Source organism: Kitasatospora sp. NA04385 (assembly GCF_013364235.1).
Taxonomy (GTDB): Bacteria; Actinomycetota; Actinomycetes; order Streptomycetales; family Streptomycetaceae; genus Kitasatospora.
The window spans coordinates 1,889,184-1,913,449 of sequence record NZ_CP054919.1 but is presented as its reverse complement, the minus strand read 5'-3'; the positions used below and the strand labels follow the sequence as shown (position 1 = coordinate 1,913,449).

The following is a 24,266-nucleotide window of genomic DNA, read 5'->3' as shown; positions in this document are numbered from 1 at the left end:
GGGTCGGATCTGATGCGAGGAGGATTCCCTCCATCCTGGCCGATCGGGGGCCCGGCCGGTGCGGAATGAGGGATTCCTCCAGCGGAGTTGAGGTGGCGGAAAGGTGAGCGAACGGTTGCGCGCCGGGGGCGCACGCGGTCGCACGGAACGCCGGGGACGGACGGACCCCCCGGTTCCGCCCCGACCGGAACTGATCTTCCGTCAACTCCGCTCCCTGCCGGGGCGATCACGTGGCGTAGGTTTCCGGCATGACGACTTTCGTACTGACGGCGGGCGCCTGGCTCGGCGCCTGGGCCTGGGACGACGTGGTGCCGCTGCTGGAGGCGGGCGGGCACCGGGCGGTGCCGATCACCCTGGCCGGCCTGGCCGAGCGCCGCGCCGAGAGCGCCGGCCTGGAGACCCACGTCCGGGACATCGTGGCGGCGGTCGAGGCGGTCGAGGCGGCCGGTGACGGGGACGGCGGGGGCACCGTCCTGGTCGGGCACAGTTACTCCGGCGTCCCCGTCGGCATCGCGGCCGCCCGGCTCGGCGACCGCCTGCGCCGCACCGTCTTCGTGGACGCCAACCTGCCCGTGCACGGGGAGCCCTTCGTCGCCTCGCTCCCCGACGGCGGAACGGTCGTCCGGAGGGCGATAGCCGCCCACGGCACCGACTGGCCGCCGCTGCCGCCCGCCGCCTTCGCCGCCCACGGCCTCGCCCCGGACCACACCGCCGACCTGCTCGCCCGCGCCGTCCCGCACCCCGGCGCCACCCTCACCGACGTGGTCGACCTCCCCCGCCCGCTCGCCTCGCTCACCGCCACCTACCTGCACTGCCGCCGCGACGGCTCGCAGCCCCGCCCCGACGCCGCCGCGCTGACGGACGGCGGCGCCTGGCAGTCGGCCGTGCTCGACTCCAGCCACTGGCCGATGCTCTCGGTGCCCGGCGAACTCGCCGCCCTGCTGCTGGCCGAAGCCGACCGCTGACCCCCGGCGGCGCCGCCGGGCGCCGGTCGTCGGCGGGCGTCAGCCGATGCCCCAGCGGGCCAGGTCCGCCGGGGTGTCCAGGTCGTCCGGGGTGCCCGTGCCGGTGCAGTCGACCAGGGCGACCGGACGGCTCGCCAGCAGGGCCCGGGCGCCCGCGTCGCCGGTCGCGGTGGTGCGCAGGAAGGGGAAGTGCGCGGCGCCGATCAGGACCGGGTGGGCCCGGCGTCCGGCGTAGGCGCAGGCGGCGAGGTCGGTGCGGGCGGCGTGCGCGGTGCGCAGCCGGCGCACCGCCTCCGCCGTCACGCCCGGGGTGTCCACCAGCAGGACGAGGACGGCGGTGGTCTCCGGCGGCAGCGCGGCCAGCCCGGCCAGCAGCGAGGAGGCCAGGCCGGTGCGCCAGTCGGGATTGTCGACCAGTCGACACTCCCCGGTCGCCGCCCGGGCCCGCACCTCCGCCGCCGCCGCGCCCAGCACCGCCACCGCCCCGTCGCAGCCGCCGTCCGCCGCCACCGCCAGCGCGTGCTCCAGCAGCGGGCGCCCCCGGTAGGGCAGCAGCGCCTTCGGCCGCCCGCCCAGCCGGGAACCGCCGCCCGCCGCCAGCACCAGGGCCGGAACCCGCAGTCCCGCGCCGCCCCTCGCGCCGCCCGCCGCGCCGCCCGTCGTGCCGCCCGTCGCGCCGTCGGCCGCGCCGCCCGTCATGCCACCCGTCATGCGGACAGTCTGCCGCCGCGCCCCGCCCCGCCGCCTTGGACGATCCGACAGGCCGGGCCCGCCGCCCGCCCGCCGCTCCCGGCCGTTCCGTCCCTGGACCGGGCCCCGGCCGCCCCCGTTCACTGGCCCCATGGCACCGCGCACCACAGACGCCCCCGCCCCGCTGGTCGACCGCCACGGCCGGGTCCACACCGACCTGCGGATCTCCCTCACCGACCGGTGCAACCTGCGCTGCACCTACTGCATGCCCGCCGAGGGGCTCGACTGGCTCCCGCGCGACCAGGCGCTCACCGACGACGAACTGCTGCGCCTGGCCCGGATCGCCGTCCACCGCCTCGGCATCCGCACCCTGCGCCTCACCGGCGGCGAACCGCTGCTGCGCCGCGGCCTGCCCGCGCTCGTCGCCCGGCTCGCCGCCCTCGGCGCGGAACTCTCGCTCACCACCAACGGCATCGGACTGGCCCGGTGCGCCGACGAGTTGGAGCGGGCCGGACTGCACCGGGTGAACGTCAGCCTGGACACCCTGCGCCCCGAGCGGTACGCGGCGCTCACCCGCCGCGACCGGCTGCCCGACGTGCTGGCCGGACTGGCCGCCGCCCGGGCCGCCGGGCTGGCGCCGGTGAAGGTCAACGCGGTGCCGGTGCGCGGCGTCAACGACGACGAACTCGTCGACCTGGTCGAGTTCGCGGTCGACGGCGGCTACCGGATGCGCTTCATCGAGTCGATGCCGCTGGACGCCCAGGGCGCCTGGGACCGGGCCGCGATGGTCACCGCGGACGAGATCCTCGCCGTCCTCGGCGCCCGCTGGCCGCTCCTCCCGGTCGGCCGGCACGGCAACGCGCCCGCCGAGGAGTGGCGGCTGGCCGGCACCGACCACGTGGTCGGCGTGATCGCCTCCGTCACCCGCCCGTTCTGCGGCGGCTGCGACCGCGTCCGGCTGACCGCCGACGGCCAGCTGCGCAACTGCCTCTTCGCCACCGCCGAGTCCGACCTGCGGGCGCTGCTGCGCGGCGGCGCCGACGACGAGCGGATCGAGCGGGCCTGGCGGGACTGCGTGGCCCGCAAGGGGCCCGGGCACCGGATCGGCGACGCCGACTTCGTCCGACCGGACCGGCCGATGTCCGCGATCGGCGGCTGAGCGGGCGGTCGCGCACCCGCGGCCCCGCCCGGGCCGCCGCCCCCGCCCCGGCCGGCGCCCGGGTTTTCCTTCGGCAAAGAAACCGACCCCTCCGCTCCCGCGTCGGTAGGTCTGCGTAGGGTGCCAGATCGGACCTCGGCACCGGACCGGCCGGGCCTGGAACGGGGGGTGGACACCATGACGGAGTCCTGGGACGGTACGGGCCTGCCGCCCGTGGCCGCGGCGCGGGTCGCCGAGGGGCGGGCCGGCGGCACCTGGTCGTCGGCGCTGTCGACGGGCGAGTTCGCCGCGATCAGGTCGGTCGGGTTCGAACCCGTCGGCCAGGTGATGGGGTCGGCGGTCTACCGGGTCGGCCGCAGCGGGCGCTACTGGGGCTACCACGCCTGCGGCTACCGGAGCGGGTGGTTCAACGGCGGGAACCGCGCCACCGTCGCCCTGTCGGGCCGGGGCGCGCCCTCCGCCCCCCTGGTGAAGGTGCTGGACGACGCGCGCCGCGCCGCCCTGGGCCGGATGACCGCCGAGTGCACGGCGCTCGGCGGTGACGGCGTGGTGGCGGCGCGGTTGACGATGACCCCGTTCCCGGCCGCGCCGCACTGCCTGGAGTTCCAGGTGATCGGCATCGCGGTGCGCGCCGCGGGCCGGGTGCGGCCCGGCCGCCCCTTCACCTCGCACCTGGACGGCCAGGGCTTCGCCAAGCTGATCACCGCCGGCTGGGTGCCGGTGGACCTGCTGGTCGGCATGTCGATCGGGGTGCGCCACGACGACTACCGGACCGGCCTGCAGCGCTTCTCCTGGTCCAACCAGGAGGTGGACGGCTGGACGGACCTGGTCCGGCAGGTCCGGGCCGACGCCCGCACCCAGCTGCACCGGCAGGTCGCGGAGCACGGCGGCGACGGCCTGGTCCTCTCCGGCAACGGCCTGCGCGTCTGGGAGGAGCACTGCATGGTCCAGGACAAGCAGACCGACCACATCACCGAGGCGACCATGGTCGGCACCGCCGTCGCCCGCTTCGCCACCGCGCCCGCCGCGCCGCGCACCCTCACGGTCATGCCGCTGAACGGCGACGGCGACCGGCTGCGCCGCCGCCTCGCCCGGGCGGCCCGCCGGTAGCGCCCACCACCGGCCGGCGGCGCCGGGCCGCCACCGGCCCGCCACCGGACCGCACGTCACATCCGCACCGTCACGGGGAGTCCGACCAGATGAGCACCTTCGATCCCGCCGCCCAGGGCGTACCGGCCGACGCGATGCGCCGCCTCGCCGAACTGCAGCCCGGCAAGCCCGGCTCGATCTTCACCAGCGACCTGTCGGTCAACGAGTTCCTGCTGGTCCGCGAGGCCGGGTTCCAGCCGATCGGCCTGGTCCTGGGCAGCTCGATCTACCACGTCGGCATCCAGCTCGGCCGCTGGGGCAAGAACCAGGAGCTGGAGACGCTCAGCCAGGCCATGTACCACGCGCGCGAACTCGCCATGACCCGGATGGAGGCCGAGGCCGCGACCCTGGGTGCGGACGGGATCGTCGGCGTCCGGCTGAGCGTGGAGGCGCGCGAATTCGGTTCGGACATCGCCGAGTTCATCGCCATCGGCACCGCCGTCAAGGCCGACCGCCCCGCGCCCGGCGGGGTCGGCTGGCGCAACAACAAGGGCCAGCCGTTCACCTCCGACCTCTCCGGCCAGGACTTCTGGACCCTCATCCGGGCCGGTTACGCGCCGCTCGGCATGACCATGGGCACCTGCGTCTACCACATCGCGCACCAGAAGATGAGCTCGGTCTTCTCCAACCTCGGCAAGAACGTGGAGATCGAGCCGTTCACCCAGGCCCTCTACGACGCCCGCGAACTGGCGATGGCCCGGATGCAGGCCGAGGCCGAGGCGCTGCAGGCCGAGGGCATCGTCGGGGTGCAGCTCAACGCGCACAACCACCGCTGGGGCGGCCACACCACGGAGTTCTTCGCGATCGGCACCGCGGTCCGCCCGCTGCGCGAGGACCACGAGATCGAACGGCCCACCATGGTGCTCAGCCTGGACGGCTAGGGCCGGACGGGCTCCAGGTCCTAGGCTGCACGCGTCGACCGACCGCACCGAGGAGTGACATGACCGACGACGGCCAGCTCGAACCGGCCGGGCCGGACGAGGGCTCGATCGACCTGCTGACGGCCGCCCTCCGCCGGGACGCCGCCGACCTGGAGACGTACGCCCAGGTGCTGGCCGGCGCGCTCGTGGACGCGCTGCCGGCCGACGCGGTGGCGGTCGAGCGCCGACGCAGCCTGGCCGACCGGGCGGCCGGCCGCCCGGGCCGGATCGAGCGGCTGGACGTCTCGACCGACGACCGGCGGCTCAGCCTGACCGTCACCCGGGGGCGCGCGACGGCCGAGGTGTGCCAGGTGGTGCGCGGCGTCGTGCTGTCGCGGCGGCCGGTGCCGCTCGACGAGTGGACCCGGGAGCTGGCCGCGGCCATCACCGACCGGGCCCGCTCCGACGCCCGCGCCCGGGCGGCTCTGGAACGGCTGCTGCTCGGCGGCTGAGCGGCAGGCTCCCCGGCGGGGGCGCCGCCGGACCGGACGGACGGAGGGGATGCGCTGTGACGGACCTCAGGCAGTACCTGCGCGGGCTGGCGGTCTTCGCCGGTGAACTGCCGGACTTCGACCCGGACGCGGCACCGGAGCGGCCCGAGACGCTGTTCGTCGACTGGCTGACCGCGGCCGTGGACGCGGGCGTCCGGGAGCCGCACGTGATGACGCTCTCGACCGTCGGCGCCGACGGTGCGCCCTCGGCGCGGGCGCTGCTGCTGAAGAACGTCGACCGCAACGGCTGGCAGTTCGCCGCCGGTGCCGCCAGCCCGAAGGGCCGCGACCTGGCCGCGAACCCGGTGGCGGCGCTCTCCTGCTACTGGCCGCAGCAGGCCCGGCAGGTCCGGATCACCGGCCGCGTGGTGCCCGAGCCGCCGGAGAGCAGCGCCGCCGACTTCCTGGCCCGCCCGTCGGGTTCGCGCGCCGAGGCGCTGGTCGGCCGGCAGAGCCACCCCCTCCACGACCTGCGGGAGCTCGAACGCGCCACCGAGCAGGCCCGGGACCGCATCGAGCGGGAGCCCGGCCTGGTCGTGCCCGAGTGGACGCTCTACACCCTCCGCGCCCGGCAGGTCGAGTTCTGGCAGGCCGACCGGCACCGCCGCCACACCCGGCTGCGCTACGAGCGCCGGGGCGAGGACTGGACGCGCGGACGGCTCTGGCCCTGACCCGGGCACGAACGGCCGGGCCCGGTCGGTATTTGCCCAGTTGGCGAGATGGGGTCATGCCCGTTCCCGCCCGGGCCGCACGGGAACCTCATTGACATGAGCACGTAGTCGTGTCCGGTGTCGGGCAGTCCGATTGGCGACAGCCGGAACGCCTTCCGGCGGGCGGCGCGGCAGGCGAAGCTGATGACCGCCGCCGGGGAAACCGGCCGGGCGGCAGACCGGAACGGGCGTCAACCGCGGGACGCCGGACCGGAACTCCCTTGCCCGCCGGTCACATCGAGGAGAAATCGCCATGCGCGCCCACCCGGTCAAGACCGCCGCGGTCACCGCACCCGTCTCCGGTGCCGCGGTCGTCGCAGGCGGAGACGGCCTCCGCCGGGGCTGAACCCCAGGCGGACCTCCTGCTCCACCCGCCCGTCGGCCACTGCCGACCTGGGCTCCTCCTCGCGCACCGACCGCTGTTCCTGCAGGACGGCCGTCCACCGGTGCACCGCCGAGCCGCCCCGCGCGGTCGGCACACCACCCCGCCTTCTCCAGAACCCGCCACGAGGGGAACTCTGCCATGCCTTCTTCCCGCCGCTCCAAGCTCACCAGCCTCGCCCTGGCCACCGCCATCGCCGCCTCCGGCGCGGTCGCCACCACCGCCCTCACGGTGGCCACCGCCACCATCGCCCAGGCCGCCTCGTCGGTCGGCGGCCAGATCACCCGCAGCGAGGTCCTCTCCCGGGCCAACGACTGGTACAACCGCAACATCCCGTACGACCAGACCGCCACCGCCACCGACGTCGGCGGCCGCTCCTACCGCAGCGACTGCTCCGGCTTCGTCTCGATGGCCTGGCACCTGGGTAGCAGCGAGAACACCGACAGCCTCGACGTCCGCTCGCTGACCAGCCGAGTCGCGCTGACCGACCTGCAGCCGGGCGACGCCCTCGACAACGACCCCGGGGACGGCTACATCCCCAGCACCGGCCACATCGTCCTGTTCGACCACTGGGTCAACAAGGCCGCCGGCACCTTCGCCTACATCGCCGAGGCCAACACCGCCGACGACATGCAGAAGGGCACCGGCACCGTCGGCAGCGGCACCTTCGCCAACTACTTCGGCCTCCGTTACAACAGGATCGTCGACGACGCGCCGTCGGGTCTGGCTCCGCAGAGCGGCCAGATCACCTCCGTGATGATCAACGGTGTGGGGCACGTGTTCCAGGTGACGTCGGACGGGAGGATCCGGATCGATGACGGGCACTACCCCAGTGGTGGGTGGGACGGGTGGAAGTCGCTGGACGGGAGTCTGGTGGCTTCGTTGACGGCGGCGGCGGAGGGTAGTCGGGTGCACCTGTTCGCGGTGATGCAGGACGGGACGCTGCGCGAGACGATCGGTGACTACAGCACGGGTTCCTGGGGCGGGTGGCACACCATTCCGGGGAGTCTGGTCGTCGACATGGACGCGGTGACCGTGGCGGGCAAGATCCGTCTGTACGCGGTGCTGCAGAACGGTGCGCCCCGTAGTGCGGACCTCGATCCGGTGACCGACACCTTCTCGACGGGTTGGTACGACCTGACGGGCGGCAATGTCAAGCAGTTGGTGGGTACGGCGGTGGGTGACACGGTTCGGTTGTTCGCGGTGACCAACGACGGTCTGCTGCACGAGAACGACGGCGACTACGCGGCGGGCGTCTGGAGCGGCTGGAACATTATTGACGGCAGCCAGGTCAAGAAGCTCGCGGCGGCCACCACCACGGGTGGCGCGGTGCACCTGTACGCCGTCACCAACGACGGGCTCCTGCACAGCACCGACGGCAACGCGATGGGCAGCTGGAACGGCTGGGCCAGCAGGTCGGGCAGCCTCGTCGACCAGCTCGACGCCCTGGGCAGCGGCCAGAACGTCTACCTCTACGCCCACACCACCGACGGCCTCACCCACAGCCAGGACGTCTACTACAGCAACTCCACCTGGGGCGGCTGGTACAACCTCTGACCCGGACCACCGGCCCGGGGGGTGACACACCTCTGCCTCCCCCGGGCCGCCCCGTTCCCGTCCGGGCTGTTCCTGCCTCCGCTCCAGGAGAATCCGTGAAGCGTCTCATCGCCCTGGCCTCGGCATGCCTGCTGGCCCCGGCCGTTCCCACCGCCGCTTCCGCGGCCACTGCCCCCGCACCGCACGTCGTCCGTGTCATGCCGCTCGGCGACTCCATCACCTGGGGCGTGGGCAGCGCCACCGGTGGCGGCTACCGTCAGCCGCTGGCCGATCTGATCGCCCAGCAGTCCGCCTACACCGTCGACTTCGTCGGCTCGATGCGCAACGGCCCGGGCAGCGACGCCGAGAACGAGGGGCACAGCGGCTACAGCATCGACCAGGTGCGGGCGAGCGTGGACCGCTGGCTCGCCATGGCCCGGCCCGACGTCGTCCTGCTCCACGTCGGAGCCAACGACCTCGACCACGGGAGCCAGGCCGGTGCTGCGGACCGCGCCACCGCACTGGTCGACCGGATCTTCGCCGACCGCCCCGGCATCACCGTCATCATGCAGGGCGTCGTCCCGACCTCGCCGGGGCTGAACAACCAACTGACCTCCGGCCAACTCGCCCAGTACAACGACCGGATGCGTCAACTCGCGCCGGTCGAACAGCAGCAGGGCAGGCACTTCACCTTCGTCGACGGCCCCGCCCTGGCGACCGCCGGCGCGTCCGTGCCCGAGATGGTGGACGGACTGCATCCCAACGACTCCGGCTACGCGCGGATGGCCCGCACCTTCTACGGGGCCCTCCAGGCGGACTACAGCAGCGGTTGGTTCAGCGGTGGCGCCCCGATCCCGCAGGGGCCCCTGCTGGCATCGGCGATGACCGGTCACACGGCCCACCTGTACCGGGTCACCGCCGACGGCCACATCGAGACCAACGACGGGAACTACGACGCCGGAGCCTGGAACGGCTGGCAACAGCTGCCCGGCAGCCTGGTGGTCTCGCTCTCCGCCACGGCCGTCGGCGACACCGTGCACCTCTACGCGGTCACCCAGGACGGCCTGCTGCACACCGCCGACAAGAACTACGCCACCGGTGCCTGGAGCGATTGGCGCTACCTGCCGGGCAGCCGGATCGAGAGCATCACCAGTGCGGCCACCGGTACCACCGTGCGCCTGTTCGCCGTGCTGCGGGAGAACGGCGTGCCCCGCACCGCCGACCAGGACTACGGCACCGGTGCCTGGACCGACTGGCACGACCTGGGCGGCAGTCAGGTATCCCAACTGGTCGCGGCCACCACTCGCAACACCGTGCACCTGTACGCGGTCACTCAGGACGGCCTGCTGCACACGGACGACGGTGACTACGGCGCCGGCAGTTGGACCGGCTGGCACGACCTGGGCGGCAGCCTGGTCACCTCGCTCGCTGCCGCCGGCACCAACGACACCGTCCACCTGTACGCCGGAACCCAGGACGGTCTCTTCCACAGCGCCGACGGCGACTACAGCACCGGCCGCTGGAACGGCTGGACCTCCCGGCCCGGCAGCCTGGTCGCCCACCTCGCCGCCTCCGCCGACCGCGACGCCGTTCACCTCTTCGCCTCGACCACCGACGGCCTCACCCACAGCCAGGATGCCGACTACGGCAGACCCGCCTGGGGCGGCTGGTACAACCTCTGACCCCGCGGCCGCGCCGCCCGCCCGCGTGGCCGACCACTCCCTCCTCACCCAAGGACCCAGCATGCCCGGCAAGATCCGTACCGGAAAGTCCGCACTCCTCGCCGCCACGGTGCTCGCGGCACTCGGCTGCTCCCTGGTGGTGACCGCACCGGCCCAGGCCGCCTCGGTCGCCACGTGGGACAAGGTCGCCCAGTGCGAGAGCGGCGGGAACTGGAGCATCAACACCAACAACGGCTACTACGGCGGACTGCAGTTCAAGCAGAGCACCTGGGAGGCGTACGGCGGAACGCAGTACGCGGCCCGCGCCGACCTGGCCACCAAGCAGCAGCAGATCCTGATAGCCGAGAAGGTCCTGCGCGCCGCAGGCCCGGGCCAGTGGAGCTGCGCGGGTGCCGGCGGGCTGACCAACGACGGGATCGACCCCTACCCCGCCCCGCCGTCGGGTCTGGCTCCGCAGAGCGGCCAGATCACCTCCGTGATGATCAACGGTGTGGGGCACGTGTTCCAGGTGACGTCGGACGGGAGGATCCGGATCGATGACGGGCACTACCCCAGTGGTGGGTGGGACGGGTGGAAGCCGTTGGACGGGAGTCTGGTGGCTTCGTTGACGGCGGCGGCGGAGGGTAGTCGGGTGCACCTGTTCGCGGTGATGCAGGACGGGACGCTGCGCGAGACGATCGGTGACTACAGCACGGGTTCCTGGGGCGGGTGGCACACCATTCCGGGGAGTCTGGTCGTCGACATGGACGCGGTGACCGTGGCGGGCAAGATCCGGCTGTACGCGGTGCTGCAGAACGGTGCGCCCCGTAGTGCGGACCTCGATCCGGTGACCGACGCCTTCTCGACGGGTTGGTACGACCTGACGGGTGGCAATGTCAAGCAGTTGGTGGGTACGGCGGTGGGTGACACGGTCCGGTTGTTCGCGGTGACCAACGACGGTCTGCTGCACGAGAACGACGGCGACTACGCGGCGGGCGTCTGGAGCGGCTGGAACATTATTGACGGCAGCCAGGTCAAGAAGCTCGCGGCGGCCACCACCACGGGTGGCACGGTGCACCTGTACGCCGCCACCAACGACGGGCTCCTGCACAGCACCGACGGCAACGCGATGGGCAGCTGGAACGGCTGGGCCAGCAGGTCGGGCAGCCTCGTCGACCAGCTCGACGCCCTGGGCAGCGGCCAGAACGTCTACCTCTACGCCCACACCACCGACGGCCTCACCCACAGCCAGGACGTCTACTACAGCAACTCCACCTGGGGCGGCTGGTACAACCTCTGACGGTGACGGTGCGAACCGTCCCGGAACGGTTCCGGCTCCACGATCGATCGGGTCCGATGCCATCGCGCTCGGGCCCGGTCGGTATTTGCCCGCTTTGTGAGGTGCGTCATGCCGCGTCCCGGTCGGCTTGACCGGGGGGAGCGAGGCTGGTCTCCTGGTGGGCCGTCAGAGTCGCCCAGTCGCAGAGGAACACCGTGCGATCCCGCCGTACCGCCGTCGTAGCCGTCCTGTTGCTCGGTCCGCTCGCCCTCGCCGGGTGCACCAGCGGGAAGAAGGGGAGCGGTGGCGCCGGCAACAGCCCGGGGGCGGTGTCCCAGGGGACGAACCCGCTGCAGAACCCGGACGGGACCAAACCCGGGCTGGCGCCGGTCAGCAGTGACGCGGACAAGAAGGCCGGGCGGGACCTGATCGCCAAGGTGAAGACCGCCGACCCCGGCCCGAAGACCGGCTACGACCGCGACCAGTTCGGGCCGGCGTGGACCGACAACGTGGACGGCGTGCCGCTGGGGCACAACAACTGCGGGACGCGGGACGACGTGCTGGCCCGGGACGGCAAGGGCGTCGAGCACAAGGACGGCTCCGCCTGCGTGGTCACCGGGATGACCATCTGGGACCCGTACACCGGCAAGACGGTGCAGTGGACCAAGCAGCAGGCGTCGAAGATCCAGATCGACCACGTGATGCCGCTGTCCTACGACTGGCAGCAGGGCGCCGCCCAGTGGGACAAGGGCAAGCGGGTGCAGATCGCCAACGACCCGCTGAACCTGATCCCCGCCGACGGTTCGCAGAACGCCTCGAAGGGCGACTCCGGCCCGGCGAGCTGGCTGCCGGCCAACACCGCGGTGCACTGCTCGTACGCGATCCGGTGGGCCCAGGTGTCGCTGAAGTACCAGCTGCCGGTGACGCCCGCCGACAAGAAGACCATGCTCTCGCTGTGCGGCGGCTGAGCCCGCGGCGGTAGGGACGCGGAAGGGCCCGGGGCCGTTCGGGATTCCCTGGGGGAGGGGAGTCCGAACGGCCCCGGGCGTTCTCGGGGGACGGGCGCCCGGGTCGGCGGCCCGCGCCCGGGTCAGCTGCCGGACTCGGGCGTCGCGGTCAGGTCGTACATGGTGGTGCTGCCGACGGTCTTGGCGGTGAAGGTGGACTCCACCCAGGAGGCGATCTCCGAGGAGTAGTTGGAGCCGCCCATGCTGCCGCCGCCCATGCCGCCGCCACCGATGAACCAGTGCACCTTGCCCTCCTCGACCAACTGCTTGAAGCCGTCCAGGGAGAGCGACGGGTCGCTGCCGTTGAAGCCGCCCAGCGCCATCACCGGCTCGCCGCTGGCGAGCTGGTAGCTGGCCTGGTTCTGCGAGCCGACCGCGGCCGCCACCCAGGTGTACTCGTCGGCGTCCTGCTTGAGCAGCTCGGCCACCTCGGAGGAGACCCGGGCGCCGTTCAGCAGGCCGCCCATGCCGCCGGCGCCCATACCGCCCATGCCGCCGAAGCCGCCGCGACCGGTCCGGCCGTCCTCGCCGGTGGTGCCGCCGGGGAAAGTGCCGGTGCCGGTCCCGCCGTTGCCGCCGGGGAAGCCGGGCATGCCGTTGGCGCCGCCGGTGCCCGTGCCGCCGGTGCCGGTACCGCCCGGGAAGTTGGGCATGTTCCCGGTGCCGGTCCCGCCGTTCCGGCCGCCGCCCGGGAAGCCCGGGAAGGTGCCCGTCCGGTTGCCGCCCGCCCGGCCGCCGCCCCCGCCGGGGAAGCCGCCGCGGCCGCCGAAGCCGCCGCTCTGGACGGCCGGGCCCGCGGTGACGATGGAGCCGCTGTGGCCGGTGGAGACGGTGTCGAGGGCGTACGCGGTGGGCCCGGCCAGGCCCGCGGCGAGGGCGGTGAGGCCCGCGACGGTGGCGATCCGGCGTCCGGCGGGCCCGGAGATCCGGCCGGAGAAGAGCAGGCCGAGCGCGGCGAGGATGCCGCCGACCAGCACGGCGTTGCCCAGCCACGGCACGAACTCGGCGCTGCGGCCCAGCAGTTGGCGCGCCCACCAGGCGGTGACCAGGACGGTCACGGCCAGCACCGCGGCGTACGGCAGGCGGTGGCGGACCTTCCACAGGCCGTCCGCGCCCATGCCGACCAGGGCGGCGACCGCCGGGACGAGGGCCACCGTGTAGTACTGGTGGAAGATGCCGGACATGAAGCTGAAGGTCAGCGCGGTGGAGAGCAGCCAGCCGCCCCAGACCAGGAAGGCGATCCGGGCCGAGTCGGTGCGCGGGTAGCGGCGGGTCGCCCACAGGCCGAGGACCAGCAGGATCAGCGCGGCGGGCATCAGCCAGGCGATCTGCCCGCCGATGTCGCCGTCGAACAGCCGGGTGATGCCGGTGGAACCCCACATGCCACCGCCGCCGCCACCGCCACCGCCCATCCGGCCGCCGCCCCCGCCGCCGACCGAGCCGGTCTCGTCGCCGGTGATCCGGCCGAAGCCGTTGTAGCCGAAGGTCAGCGAGAGGAAGGAGTTGTCCTGCGAGCCGCCGATGTACGGGCGGGCCGAGGCCGGCATCAGCTCGACGATCGCGACCCACCAGCCGCCGGCCAGCACCATCGCGACGGTGCCGTACAGCAGTTGCAGGAAGCGCCGGCGCAGGGTGGTCGGCGCGCAGACCAGGTACACCAGGGCGAACGCGGGCAGCACCAGGAAGGCCTGGAGCGTCTTGGCGAGGAAGGCCAGCCCGAGCATCGTGCCGACGAACACCAGCCAGCGGGTGGAGGCCGTCTCGGTGGCCCGGACGACGCCGTACGCGGCCAGCGTGAGCAGCAGCACCAGCGCCGCGTCCGGGTTGTTGAAGCGGAACATCAGCGCCGCGATCGGGGTCAGCGCCAGCGCGCCGCCGGCCACCAGGCCGCCGAGCGCGGAGAAGCGGCGGCGCACCGTCGCGTACACGGTGGCGACCGTGCCGACGCCCATCAGCACCTGCGGGGCCAGCACGCTGAACGAGCTGAGGCCGAGGATCCGGGCGGAGAGCGCCATCGGCCACAGGGCCAGCGGCGGCTTGTCGACGGTGATGAAGTTCGCCGAGTCCGAGGACCCGAAGAACATCGCCTTCCAGCTGACCGAGCCGGCCTGGACGGCGGCCGAGTAGAAGGAGTTCGCCCAGCCGGAGGCGGTCAGGTTCCAGAAGTACAGGACCGCCGTCGCCAGCAGCAGGCCGAGGAACGCCGGACGCACCCAGCGGGGGTCGTCCTCGCGCCCCCGCCAGGTGCGGGCGGGCAGCGTGCGCAGCCGGCCGGCCCAGGAGGACCGGCCCTCGGGGCCGACGGGCGGCAGTGCGACGGGCGGGAACAGCGTCTCAGCGGGCCGCTCGCGTTCGGCCCCGGCGGGCGGGAGCGGCGCGGCGGCGGGCCACTCGGTCGGCCCGGCGGCGGCGTCGGCCGCGACCGCCGGTGGCGGGTAGTTCGCGGCGTCGGGCCACGGCTCGCTGGTCGGAGGAACGGAACTGGACGTGGTCATGGGCCATACGCTCCGAGACCAGGCTGAGAGGTTGATGAGAGGGGGGTATGAGGCCGCTCTAATCTCCCGGCGAACGGGTGACGTGCGCCTCGGCGGAGGGGCCCGGCGGCGGTCCGGTCGGGAGGGGCTCCCGCCCTGACGCCCCGTCAGCCCGCGGCGGGCGAAAGGTCCGTGGCGGGTGAAAGGTCCGCGGCGGGCCGGGCCGGGTGTCCGGCCGGGTCCGGGGTGGGCGGGGCCAGCCGGGTGCCGAGCCAGGTCAGGGCGGGCGGGATCTCGCGGGTCCAGGTGTGGAAGTTGTGGCCGCCGCTGTCCAGGGTGATGGTGGACAGCCGGGTCGGGGCCTTGAAGGCGGCCACCATCTCCTGGGTGGGCCGGTAGTTCTCCTCGTTGCGGCTGGTGGCCAGCAGCAGCGAGACCGGCGGCGCGGGCCGGGTGCGCAGCCGCCACAGCAGGTCGTTGTCCTGCTTGACCTGCTCGCTGCCGCCGAACAGGTCGCCGGTGGTGGGGTCGTTGTGCACCTCGTAGTAGCCGGACAGCGCGATCGCCGCCCGGTACGAATCCGGCTTGCGCACCGCGAACTTGACGGCGCAGTAGCCGCCGGTCGAGTCGCCGATCACGGCCCGCGACTCGGGCCGGTCGTCGACCCGGTAGGAGGCCGCCATCGCCTTCGGCAGGTCCTCGGTGAAGAAGGTCTCCACCTGCGGCCCGCCCGGCACGTCCATGCATTCGGTGTCCCGGTTGCCGACCAGGGTGGGCCGCATCATCACCAGCACGGTGGGCGGCATCTCCCGGGCCTCGATGGCCTTCAGGGTGGACGCCGGGTACTGGAGCAGCGAGATCAGCTTCTCCGGCGTGCCCGGGTACCCGGACAGCGCCAGCAGCATCGGGAACCGGCTGTTCGCGTACGCGGGCTGGAAGTACTGCGGCGGCAGGTAGACGTACGCGGGCGTGCCGGTCAGCCCGGAGCCGCTGCCGCGGATCTCCACCCGCTGGATCACCCCGGAGCGGTCCTGGGCGGAGCCCTGCGCGGAGTACATCTTCTGCTCGCCGGTCACCGAGACGGCCCGGCCGCCCGGCTGGTGGTCGACCACGGTGCCCGGGCTGCCGTCCAGGCCGAGCAGGTCGCTCCAGGTCGAGTAGAAGCCGAAGTACGAGTTGGCGACCAGCCCCATCGCGGCCAGCACCGCGAGCTGCGTCCCGAAGAACGCCCCGAGCCGGCCGAGCCAGGCGCGCCAGCCCCGCCCGCCGAGCCGGGGCCACAGCCACATGGTGGCGGCGAACGCGGCGACGGCCACCAGGGCGGCGATGATCTGCAGCGGGAGTCCGGTCAGGCTGGGCACCCGATGATCGTAAGGTACGCCTTCACCGAACTCCCAGCCGGCTCCCAGCCGGTTCACGGTTTCGCCAAGGGGTGCCCAAGCGGGCCCCAACCCGCGCGTACGGCACGGCCCACGAGCCGCCCGACCGGGAGCCCGCCGTCCGGGTCGCCGCCGCGCCCTGCCGGGCTGCGACGGCGGCGGCCCGCCGCACCCGTGGGGAGGGTGCGGCGGGCCGCCGGTGCGCGGTGCGGCGTCAGCCCAGGCTGCTGGAGATGGTGTTCAGCAGCGTGGAGTTGTTGTCGTCGTTCTCCAGGGCGAAGGCGAACATGCCGCCCAGGCCCTTGTTCTTCGCGTACGCGGCGCGGGCCTGGATGGCCTTGGGGTCGTCGCCGGTCCAGAAGTTGGTGCCGTCGTAGACCCAGGTGCTCTCGGTCACCGGGTCCCAGTGGGTGTTCTGGGCGGTGAGGGTGAGCTCGCGCCAGCTGGCGAGGCCGGCCTCCTGGCTGCCCGGCTTGGCCGGGGTGGCGCCGGTGGCCTTCTGGTACAGGCCGTAGTTGTCACCGGCCTGGACGCCGGTCCAGCCGCGGAAGTAGAACGGGATGCCCAGGATGATCTTGTTGGACGGGAAGCCGCCCTTGATCCCGTACTCCGGCAGGCCGGTGGTGTACGCGGCCAGCGTGGTGTCCACGTTGTACTTGGCGGTGCCGGGGGCGATCGGCGTGGTCGGGTCGGCCGGGCTGTCGTGCAGCGGGTCCTGGAGGTTGGTCGGACCGGTGGCGTCCCACGAGCCGTGCATGTCGTACGTCATGATGTCGGCGTAGTCCAGGTACGAGCCGATCTTGTCGGTCTCGATGTACTGGATCTTGTCCTGGCCGGACGGCAGCGCCGCGGTGAGCAGGAACTTCTTGCCGACGCTGGCGCCGTACGAGTCGAGCTGGCTGCGGAACTCGGCGAGCAGCGCGGTGAAGTTCTGCTTGTCGGCCGCCGAGTAGTGGTTGCCGGTGTGGCCGCCGGCCGAGCCCGGGTACTCCCAGTCGATGTCGATGCCGTCGAAGATGCCCGCGCCGCTGGCCGCGCCGCCGGAGGCGTCACCCGCGACGTTGGTCGGCAGGTTGCCCTTCAGGAACATGTCGATGCAGGAGGAGACCAGCTTCTTGCGCGAGGCGTCGGTGGCCGCCGCGTCGGAGAAGTACTTGGAGTACGTCCAGCCGCCCAGCGAGAGGGTGATCCGCAGGTTCGGGTTCTTCGCCTTGAGCTGGCGCAGCTGGTTGAAGTTGCCCTTCAGCGGCTGCTGCCAGTCGTCGGTGGAGCCGTCGACCGAGATGGCGTTGGAGTAGTCCATCTGGTAGTCGGCGTACGCGTCGGCCGCGCCGTCGCCCGCGTTCGGGTTGTCCTCGTGGCTTGCGTCCGAGGCCTTGACCGCCTCGAAGCAGTTGAGGTTGGTCGGGTGGATGTTCTCGAACGCGTAGGAGATCACGTCCAGCTTGGCGGCCGCGCCCGAGGTGTCCACGTTCTTCGGGTAGTAGGCGGCGTCGTACACCGACCACTGGTCGAAGTACGCCGACTTGAGCGGCTTCGCGGCGGGCGCGGCGGTGGTGGAGGTGGTCACCGCGGCGGACTGCTGCGAGGCGTGCCCGGCCTTGTCGTACGCCTGCACGCTGAAGGTGTACGAGGTGTTCGGCAGCAGCGAGGAGACCGCGATGCTGGTACCCATCGAGGTGCCGACCAGCTGGCCCTTCGACCACACCTTGTAGCCGACGTAGTTGTCGGTGGAGTCGGTCGAGGCGCTCCACTTCAGCACCACCGCGTTCGAGGTGGTCCTGGTGACCGAGACCCCGCCCGGCACGGTGATCTTGCCGTCGCCCGCCGGGCCGTTGCCGGTGCCGGAGCTCGCGGACGGCGACGGGGAGGCCGAGGTCGAGGTGGACGGGCTGGGGGAGGCGGAGGTCGACGGGCTCGGCGAGGCCGAGGTGGAGGTCGACGGGCTCGGCGAGGCGCTCTGCGAGGCGCTGGCGGAGGCGGTCGGGGTGGTGGTGCTCGTCCCCGGGCCGGTCAGCACCAGGTCGTCCGCCTGGTAGGCGCCGGTGCCGTACCAGCCGTGGGTGAACACCGTCACCGAGGTGGTGGACGCGCCGGTGGTGAACGTGGTGCTCAGCTGGGTGTAGGTGGTGGCGCCCGGCGTCCAGGTGGACGCGTTCACGCCGGTGCCGGTGGCGCCCAGGTACACGTAGCTGCCCTTGAGGAAGCCCGAGAGCGTGTACTTGGTGTTCGGCTGGACGGTGACGACCTGCTGGCACTGGCCGGTGTCCGAGGCGGTGGCGTTGCCGTTCAGCGCGTACGACCCGCCGTGCACGGGGGTGCCGACCACCGAGCCGTTGGTGCAGGTCCAGCCGCTCAGCGAGCCGGCCTCGAAGTCGCCGTTGGCCAGCAGGTTGACGGTGGCGGCGGAAGCCGAGCCGAGGGAGAGCGCCAGGGCGGTGGAGCCGACGGTCATGGCGGCGGCCACCACGAGGGCGCCCGCGCGGCGCCGGGAGGGAGCCCGGCGCGAGGTCGACTCGGGTGCGGGCGTGGCCCGTTCAAGCATGGAGGAACCTCCGGAGAAGTGGGGTTGTCCGGTAGGTGCGGCGGCCGTGGGGACCAGGTGGGAGCCTGCGCGCTTGGGGTGAGCGCGTCACCTAGATTGGACTGGACCATTCACCCGGGTCAAGGATTTCGGCCCACGAACCGTCAGGAACCTTTCCGATCAGTCCCGGCGGGGGGCGCGGACCGGCGTGCGCCCCCGGCTCGCAGTTGCACATGACTTGCAATTGCGTGCATATAAGCGGAAGGATGGCCCAGCTCAAAGGCCCGCACCGCACCGTCACCACCCCGGAGGGAACCCCCATGGCAGCGCCCAGCCGTCTGCGCGACCGGCTCACCCGGGAGGAGTGGATCCGGCTCGCCGGGATGGGCGGGTTCGTCCTGCTCCTGCACGTGGTGGGGTGGGTGACCCTGCTCGCGGTGATCGCGCCGAAGCACTACGACGTGGGCGGGCAGGTGTTCGGGGCCGGGATGGGGCTGACCGCGTACACCCTGGGCATGCGGCACGCCTTCGACGCGGACCACATCGCGGCCATCGACAACACCACCCGCAAGCTGATGGGGCAGGGCAAGCGCCCGCTCTCGGTGGGCTTCTGGTTCTCGCTGGGCCACTCGTCGATCGTGTTCGGCCTGTGCGCGCTGCTGGCGTTCGGCATCAGGGCGCTCGCCGGGCAGGTGGAGTCGGACGACTCGACGCTGCACGACGTCACCGGCCTGATCGGCGTCAGCGTCTCCGGGACGTTCCTGGTGCTGATCGGCCTGATCAACCTGGGCGCGTTCAACGGCATCCTGAAGGTGTTCCGGCGGATGCGCCAGGGCGACTTCGACGAGGCCGAGCTGGAGCGGCAGCTGGACCGGCGCGGCTTCCTGAACCGGATCCTGGGCCGGGTCACCCGGGCGGTGACCAAGCCGTGGCACATGTACCCGGTGGGGCTGCTGTTCGGGCTGGGCTTCGACACCGCGACGGAGGTCTCGCTGCTGGTGCTGGCGGGCGGCGCGGCCGCGTTCTCGCTGCCCTGGTACGCGCTGCTGGTGCTGCCGGTCCTGTTCGCGGCCGGCATGAGCCTGCTGGACACCATCGACGGCTCGTTCATGAACTTCGCCTACGAGTGGGCGTTCTCCAAGCCGGTCCGGAAGATCTACTACAACCTGACGGTGACCGGCCTGTCGGTGATCGTGGCGCTGGTGATCGGCGTGATCGAGCTGGTCCAACTGGCCTCGGAGAAGCTGGACATCACCGGCGGCCCGATCGGCTGGATCGGCGCGCTGGACCTGAACCTGGTGGGCTACGTGATCGTCGGCCTGTTCGTGGTGACCTGGGCCGGGGCGCTGGCGTTCTGGAAGTTCGGCCGGGTCGAGCAGAAGTGGGGCGCGGCGCTGAGCAAGCAGGCGTAGCAGCCGGACGGCGGTCAGGAGGGGGCGTCCCGGACGGGGCGCCCCTGTCCGCGTGTCCGGAACCGTCCGCGTGTCGGGAACTGTTCACGTCGGCACCCTTGTCGCGTCAACTTCTACGCGCGTATCTTCGGGACTCGGATCTACGCGAGTAGTCCGCCGGGGTCCGTTCGAGCGTCCGAACCGATCCCGGCGAACGGCCTTCTGACGAACCCTCACCACCACCCGGGGAGCCCGCGCGGCCCCGGGCCACGGCCTTGCCACGAAGGAGCCCCGCAACGGTGCCCAGCCCCACTCCCGCCCGCCGCTCCCGCCGCACCCTGCTGCGCGTCGCCTCGACGGCCGCGGTCGCCGCGTCCCTGCTGGCCGTCCCGCTGCCGGGCGCGTTCGCCGCGCCGTCCACCGGCGCGGTGATCGCCGAGGTGTACGGCGGCGGCGGCAACTCCGGCGCGACGCTGAAGAACGACTTCATCGAGCTGGGCAACCCGTCCGGTGCGGCCTTCGGCCTGTCCGGCTACAGCGTGCAGTACCTGCCGGGCAGCCCGAGCGGCTCCAGCCAGTGGGGCGTCACCGCGCTGAGCGGGTCGGTCGCCCCCGGCGGGCGCTACCTGGTCGCCGAGGGCGCGGGCGCGGGCGGCACCGCCGACCTGCCGGCCGCCGACGCGAGCGGCAACCTGGCGCTGTCCGCCACCTCCGGCACCGTCGCGCTGGTCAACGGCACCGCCGCGCTGACCTGCAAGACCGCCGCCGACTGCGCGGCCGACCCGCGGATCGTCGACCTGGTCGGCTTCGGCACCGCCGTGGTCCGCGAGGGCAGCCCGGCGGCCGGGGCGTCCAACACCGCCTCGGTGGCGCGCGGCGCCGCGCTCGCCGACACCGACGACAACGCCAAGGACCTCGCGGCCGGCGACCCGACGCCGACCAACTCCAGGGGCGAGACCACCGGCGGCACCACCACCCCGCCGACCACCCCGCCCGGCACCCCCGGCGACCTGCGCATCCACGACATCCAGGGCACCACCCGGGTCTCGCCGAAGAACGGCCAGACCGTCACCAACGTCCCCGGCGTGGTCACCGGCGTGCGCGGGTACGGCACCAAGGGCTTCTGGATCCAGGACCCGAACCCGGACGCCGACCCGGCCACCAGCGAGGGCGTGTTCGTCTACACCGGCTCCGCCAACCCGACCGTCAAGGCCGGCGACTCGGTGCTGGTCACCGGCAAGGTCAGCGAGTACTACCCGAACAGCTCGGGCGGCTCGCAGTCGGTCACCGAGCTGACCGGCCCGACCACCGCCGTGCTCTCCTCCGGCAACCCGGTGCCCGCGCCCGTCGTGCTGAACGCCGCGAACATACCGGCCGCCTACGCCCCCGACGCGGGCGGCGGCTCGATCGACGCGCTGCTGCTGGACCCGGCCAAGTACGCCCTCGACCTCTACGAGTCGCTGGAGGGCATGAACGTCCAGGTCGCCGACGTGCCGGTGGTGCAGGCCACCGACAAGTACAACGAGCTGTGGGTGGACGCCCTCGCCACCGACCCGCGCACCGCCCGCGGCGGCGTGGTCTACCTCGGCTACGACAAGCCCAACAACGGCCGGATCATGGTCCAGTCGCTGCCGCCGCTGACCGAGCAGCCCTTCCCGGTCGCCAACGTGGGCGACCGGTTGACCGGCGCCACCGCCGGCCCGCTCGACTACAACCAGTTCGGCGGCTACACCATCGCCGCCAACACCCTCGGCACGGTCAAGGACAACGGGCTGAAGCCCGAGGTCGCCCAGCAGGGCAAGAAGAACGAACTGACCATCGGCACCTACAACGTCGAGAACCTCGACCCGAGCGACGGCCCGGAGAAGTTCGCCCAGCTCGCCAAGGGCGTCGTCACCAACCTGGGCTCGCCCGACATCGTCGCCCTGGAAGAGATCCAGGACGACAACGGCGCCGTCAACGACGGCACGGTGGGCGCCGCCACCACGGTCAGGACCTTCATCGACGCGATCAAGGCGGCCGGCGGCCCCGCCTACGACTGGCGCTCGATCGACCCGGTCGACGGCCAGGACGGCGGCGAGCCCGGCGGCAACATCCGCCAGGTGTTCCTGTTCAACCCGGCCCGGGTCTCCTTCACCGACATCCCCGGCGGCACCTCCACCACCGCCGTCGACGTCACCGGCAAGAAGAACAAGACCCGCCTCACCGCCTCGCCCGGCCGGATCGACCCCGGCAACGAGGCCTGGACCGCCAGCCGCAAACCGCTGGTCGGCCAGTTCGAGTTCCGCGGCAAGCCGGTCTTCGTGATCGCCAACCACTTCAACAGCAAGGGCGGCGACCAGGGCATCGACAGCCGCTTCCAGGCCCCCACCCGCTCCTCCGAGGTGCAGCGGGTCAAGCAGGCCACCGTCGAGCAGGCCTTCGTCGCCAAGCTGCTCAAGGCCGACCCGAAGGCCCGGATCGTCTCGCTCGGCGACTTCAACGACTACCAGTTCTCGCCCGCGCTCCAGACCCTGACCAAGGACGGCGTGCTGCGCGACCTGGTCGGCGAACTGCCCGCGAACGAGCGCTACTCCTACGTCTACCAGGGCAACTCGCAGGTGCTCGACCACATCCTGGTCAGCCCCGCGCTGAAGCCCAAGAAGACCCACTACGACGTGGTGCACATCAACAGCGAGTTCGCCGCCCAGGCCTCCGACCACGACCCGCAGGTGGTCCGGATCAAGCCCTGACGCCGTCCCGCACCAGGCAGCCCCCGCCCGGCCCGGCGGGGGCTGCCGCCTCTTCTCCGGGGCACCCGGAAGTTACCCGTGGGTTGACCGGAAGGCGTGCAGGCCGGAGGATCGGGGCACCCCCGAGCCAGGTCTGGAAGGACGCGCCCGCATGGCCTACGACGCCGACGTCATCGTGATCGGAGCGGGCCTCGCCGGCCTGGCCGCCACCGCCGAACTCGCCGACGCCGGACGGAAGGTGCTGCTGCTCGACCAGGAGCCCGCCGGGTCGCTCGGCGGGCAGGCGCACTGGTCGTTCGGCGGCCTGTTCCTGGTCGACTCGCCGGAGCAGCGCCGGATGCGGATCAAGGACTCCCGCGAACTCGCCTGGCAGGACTGGCTCGGCACCGCCGGGTTCGACCGCGCGGAGGACGCCTGGCCGCGCCGCTGGGCCGAGGCGTACGTCGACTTCGCGGCCGGCGAGAAGCGCTCCTGGCTGCACGGGCAGGGCGTGCGGCTGTTCCCGGTGGTCGGCTGGGCCGAGCGCGGCGGGCTGCTGGCCTCCGGGCCCGGCAACTCGGTGCCGCGCTTCCACATCACCTGGGGCACCGGCCCCGGCCTCGTCGAGCCCTTCGCCCGCCGGGTCCGCGAGGCCGTGCGGGCCGGACGGGTCGAACTGCGCTTCCGGCACCGGGTCACCGGCCTCGCCGCCAGCGCCGGGGCGCTGGACACCGTCAGCGGCGAGGTGCTCGCCCCGTCCGCCGTGCAGCGCGGCGAGGCCAGCTCCCGCGAGGTCGCCGGGCACTTCGAACTGCGCGCCCAGGCCGTGATCGTGGCCTCCGGCGGCATCGGCGGCAACCACGACAAGGTCCGCGCCGCCTGGCCCGAGCGGCTCGGCACCCCGCCCGCCAAGCTGCTCTCCGGCGTCCCCGCGCACGTCGACGGCCTGATGCTGGACGTCGCGGGCGAGGCCGGCGGCCACCTGATCAACGGCGACCGGATGTGGCACTACACCGAGGGCATCGAGAACTGGAACCCGATCTGGGCCAAGCACGGCATCCGGATCCTGCCCGGCCCGTCCTCGCTCTGGCTCGACGCCACCGGAAAGCGCCTTCCCGTTCCGCTGTTCCCCGGCTTCGACACCCTCGGCACCCTCGAACACATCATGCGCACCGGCCACCAGCACACCTGGTTCGTGCTCACCCAGAAGATCATCGAGAAGGAGTTCGCGCTCTCCGGCTCCGAGCAGAACCCCGACCTCACCGGCCGCTCGATCCGCCAGGTGCTCGGCCGCGCGCTGCCCGGCGCCACCGGCCCGGTCGAGGCGTTCAAGCAGCACGGGCCGGACTTCGTGGTCGCCGACACCCTGGAGGAACTGGTGCGCGGCATGAACGAGCGGCAGGGCGACGCCCCCGCCATCGACGGCGCCGAACTGCGCCGCGAGATCGAGGCCCGCGACCGCGAGATCGCCAACCCGTTCAGCAAGGACCTCCAGGTCACCGCCGTTCACGGCGCCCGCCGCTACCTCGGCGACAAGCTGATCCGCACCGCGAGCCCGCACCGGCTGCTCGACCCCAAGGCCGGCCCGCTGATCGCCGTCCGGCTCAACATCCTCACCCGCAAGTCCCTCGGCGGCCTCCAGACCGACCTCGACTCGCGGGTCCTGCGCGCCGACGGCAGCGTCCTGGACGGCCTCTACGCGGCCGGCGAGGCGGCCGGCTTCGGCGGCGGCGGCGTCCACGGCTACCGCTCCCTGGAGGGCACCTTCCTCGGCGGCTGCCTCTTCTCCGGCCGCGCCGCCGGCCGGGCGGCGGCGAAGGCCACCGCCTGACCCGCGG

At 72.8% G+C, this 24,266-nt stretch carries 16 protein-coding genes and 1 pseudogene; 13 read left to right on the top strand and 4 right to left on the bottom strand.

From position 1 onward, the window contains the following. Positions 1–248 precede the first annotated feature (248 nt). Positions 249–965, top strand: coding sequence for an alpha/beta fold hydrolase (locus tag HUT16_RS08285; protein ID WP_176186921.1), 717 nt, complete (start codon positions 249–251; stop codon positions 963–965). Positions 966–1,004: 39 nt separating this feature from the next. Here HUT16_RS08285 and HUT16_RS08280 read toward each other — a convergent pair whose 3' ends face one another. After that, positions 1,005–1,676 carry an NTP transferase domain-containing protein gene (locus HUT16_RS08280; RefSeq protein ID WP_254897709.1) on the bottom strand — a complete coding sequence of 224 codons (672 nt, stop codon included), beginning with the start codon at positions 1,674–1,676 and terminating at the stop codon, positions 1,005–1,007. Positions 1,677–1,806: 130 nt separating this feature from the next. Here HUT16_RS08280 and moaA point away from each other — a divergent pair, with 130 nt between their 5' ends. From moaA to HUT16_RS08235, 9 genes and pseudogenes are all read left to right on the top strand, one after another. Continuing rightward, positions 1,807–2,814 (top strand): GTP 3',8-cyclase MoaA, encoded by a 1,008-nt coding sequence (moaA, locus tag HUT16_RS08275; RefSeq protein WP_176186919.1) that lies wholly within the window; start codon positions 1,807–1,809, stop codon positions 2,812–2,814. Between the two features lie 168 nt (positions 2,815–2,982). Beyond that, a complete protein-coding gene (locus HUT16_RS08270; RefSeq protein WP_176186918.1) occupies positions 2,983–3,924 on the top strand; it encodes a heavy metal-binding domain-containing protein in 942 nt (313 codons plus the stop codon). An 89-nt stretch (positions 3,925–4,013) separates the two neighbouring features. Further along, entirely contained in the window at positions 4,014–4,844 is an 831-nt protein-coding gene (locus HUT16_RS08265) for a heavy metal-binding domain-containing protein (protein WP_217712041.1), read from the top strand. Positions 4,845–4,903: 59 nt separating this feature from the next. Further along, positions 4,904–5,335, top strand: coding sequence for a hypothetical protein (locus HUT16_RS08260; protein WP_176186916.1), 432 nt, complete (start codon positions 4,904–4,906; stop codon positions 5,333–5,335). 56 nt (positions 5,336–5,391) lie between these two features. Further along, positions 5,392–6,045 (top strand): pyridoxal 5'-phosphate synthase, encoded by a 654-nt coding sequence (locus HUT16_RS08255; protein WP_176186914.1) that lies wholly within the window; start codon positions 5,392–5,394, stop codon positions 6,043–6,045. 562 nt (positions 6,046–6,607) lie between these two features. Continuing rightward, positions 6,608–8,023: a hypothetical protein gene (locus HUT16_RS08250; protein ID WP_176186912.1), complete on the top strand. Its 1,416-nt coding sequence runs from the start codon at positions 6,608–6,610 to the stop codon at positions 8,021–8,023. A 95-nt stretch (positions 8,024–8,118) separates the two neighbouring features. Then, positions 8,119–9,684 (top strand): GDSL-type esterase/lipase family protein, encoded by a 1,566-nt coding sequence (locus HUT16_RS39170; protein WP_176186910.1) that lies wholly within the window; start codon positions 8,119–8,121, stop codon positions 9,682–9,684. A 151-nt stretch (positions 9,685–9,835) separates the two neighbouring features. After that, positions 9,836–10,108 (top strand): annotated as a pseudogene (locus HUT16_RS38030) (transglycosylase family protein); the annotation flags it as partial. A 1,049-nt stretch (positions 10,109–11,157) separates the two neighbouring features. After that, on the top strand, positions 11,158–11,910 hold the full coding sequence (locus HUT16_RS08235) for an HNH endonuclease family protein (RefSeq protein ID WP_176186908.1): 753 nt from the start codon (positions 11,158–11,160) through the stop codon (positions 11,908–11,910). 122 nt (positions 11,911–12,032) lie between these two features. Here the strand turns inward: HUT16_RS08235 and HUT16_RS08230 are convergent, their stop codons facing one another. The 3 genes from HUT16_RS08230 to HUT16_RS08220 form a co-directional block, all read right to left on the bottom strand. Further along, positions 12,033–14,444 carry a glycosyltransferase family 39 protein gene (locus tag HUT16_RS08230; protein ID WP_254897708.1) on the bottom strand — a complete coding sequence of 804 codons (2,412 nt, stop codon included), beginning with the start codon at positions 14,442–14,444 and terminating at the stop codon, positions 12,033–12,035. A gap of 146 nt (positions 14,445–14,590) precedes the next feature. After that, positions 14,591–15,784, bottom strand: coding sequence for an esterase family protein (locus HUT16_RS08225; RefSeq protein ID WP_254897707.1), 1,194 nt, complete (start codon positions 15,782–15,784; stop codon positions 14,591–14,593). 232 nt (positions 15,785–16,016) lie between these two features. Continuing rightward, positions 16,017–18,347: a glycosyl hydrolase family 18 protein gene (locus tag HUT16_RS08220; protein WP_254897706.1), complete on the bottom strand. Its 2,331-nt coding sequence runs from the start codon at positions 18,345–18,347 to the stop codon at positions 16,017–16,019. Positions 18,348–18,646: 299 nt separating this feature from the next. On the opposite strand from HUT16_RS08220, the gene HUT16_RS08215 reads away from it, so the two are divergent. The 3 genes from HUT16_RS08215 (at position 18,647) to HUT16_RS08205 (ending at position 24,259) form a co-directional block, all read left to right on the top strand. Next, complete coding sequence (locus tag HUT16_RS08215; protein ID WP_176186906.1) at positions 18,647–19,738, top strand: HoxN/HupN/NixA family nickel/cobalt transporter; 1,092 nt, start codon at positions 18,647–18,649, stop codon at positions 19,736–19,738. A gap of 278 nt (positions 19,739–20,016) precedes the next feature. Continuing rightward, on the top strand, positions 20,017–22,449 hold the full coding sequence (locus HUT16_RS08210) for an endonuclease/exonuclease/phosphatase family protein (RefSeq protein WP_254897705.1): 2,433 nt from the start codon (positions 20,017–20,019) through the stop codon (positions 22,447–22,449). Between the two features lie 151 nt (positions 22,450–22,600). After that, positions 22,601–24,259, top strand: a complete 1,659-nt coding sequence (locus HUT16_RS08205) for an FAD-binding dehydrogenase (protein ID WP_176186904.1) — start codon at positions 22,601–22,603, stop codon at positions 24,257–24,259. Positions 24,260–24,266 lie beyond the last annotated feature (7 nt).

Coding starts and splice junctions, on each gene's coding strand:
- HUT16_RS08285 (WP_176186921.1), top strand. CDS start 249: ATGACGACTTTCGTACTGACGGCGGGCGCCTGGCTCGGCGCCTGGGCC.
- HUT16_RS08280 (WP_254897709.1), bottom strand. CDS start 1,676: ATGACGGGTGGCATGACGGGCGGCGCGGCCGACGGCGCGACGGGCGGC.
- moaA (WP_176186919.1), top strand. CDS start 1,807: ATGGCACCGCGCACCACAGACGCCCCCGCCCCGCTGGTCGACCGCCAC.
- HUT16_RS08265 (WP_217712041.1), top strand. CDS start 4,014: ATGAGCACCTTCGATCCCGCCGCCCAGGGCGTACCGGCCGACGCGATG.
- HUT16_RS08260 (WP_176186916.1), top strand. CDS start 4,904: ATGACCGACGACGGCCAGCTCGAACCGGCCGGGCCGGACGAGGGCTCG.
- HUT16_RS08250 (WP_176186912.1), top strand. CDS start 6,608: ATGCCTTCTTCCCGCCGCTCCAAGCTCACCAGCCTCGCCCTGGCCACC.
- HUT16_RS08230 (WP_254897708.1), bottom strand. CDS start 14,444: ATGACCACGTCCAGTTCCGTTCCTCCGACCAGCGAGCCGTGGCCCGAC.
- HUT16_RS08220 (WP_254897706.1), bottom strand. CDS start 18,347: ATGCTTGAACGGGCCACGCCCGCACCCGAGTCGACCTCGCGCCGGGCT.
- HUT16_RS08215 (WP_176186906.1), top strand. CDS start 18,647: ATGGCAGCGCCCAGCCGTCTGCGCGACCGGCTCACCCGGGAGGAGTGG.
- HUT16_RS08205 (WP_176186904.1), top strand. CDS start 22,601: ATGGCCTACGACGCCGACGTCATCGTGATCGGAGCGGGCCTCGCCGGC.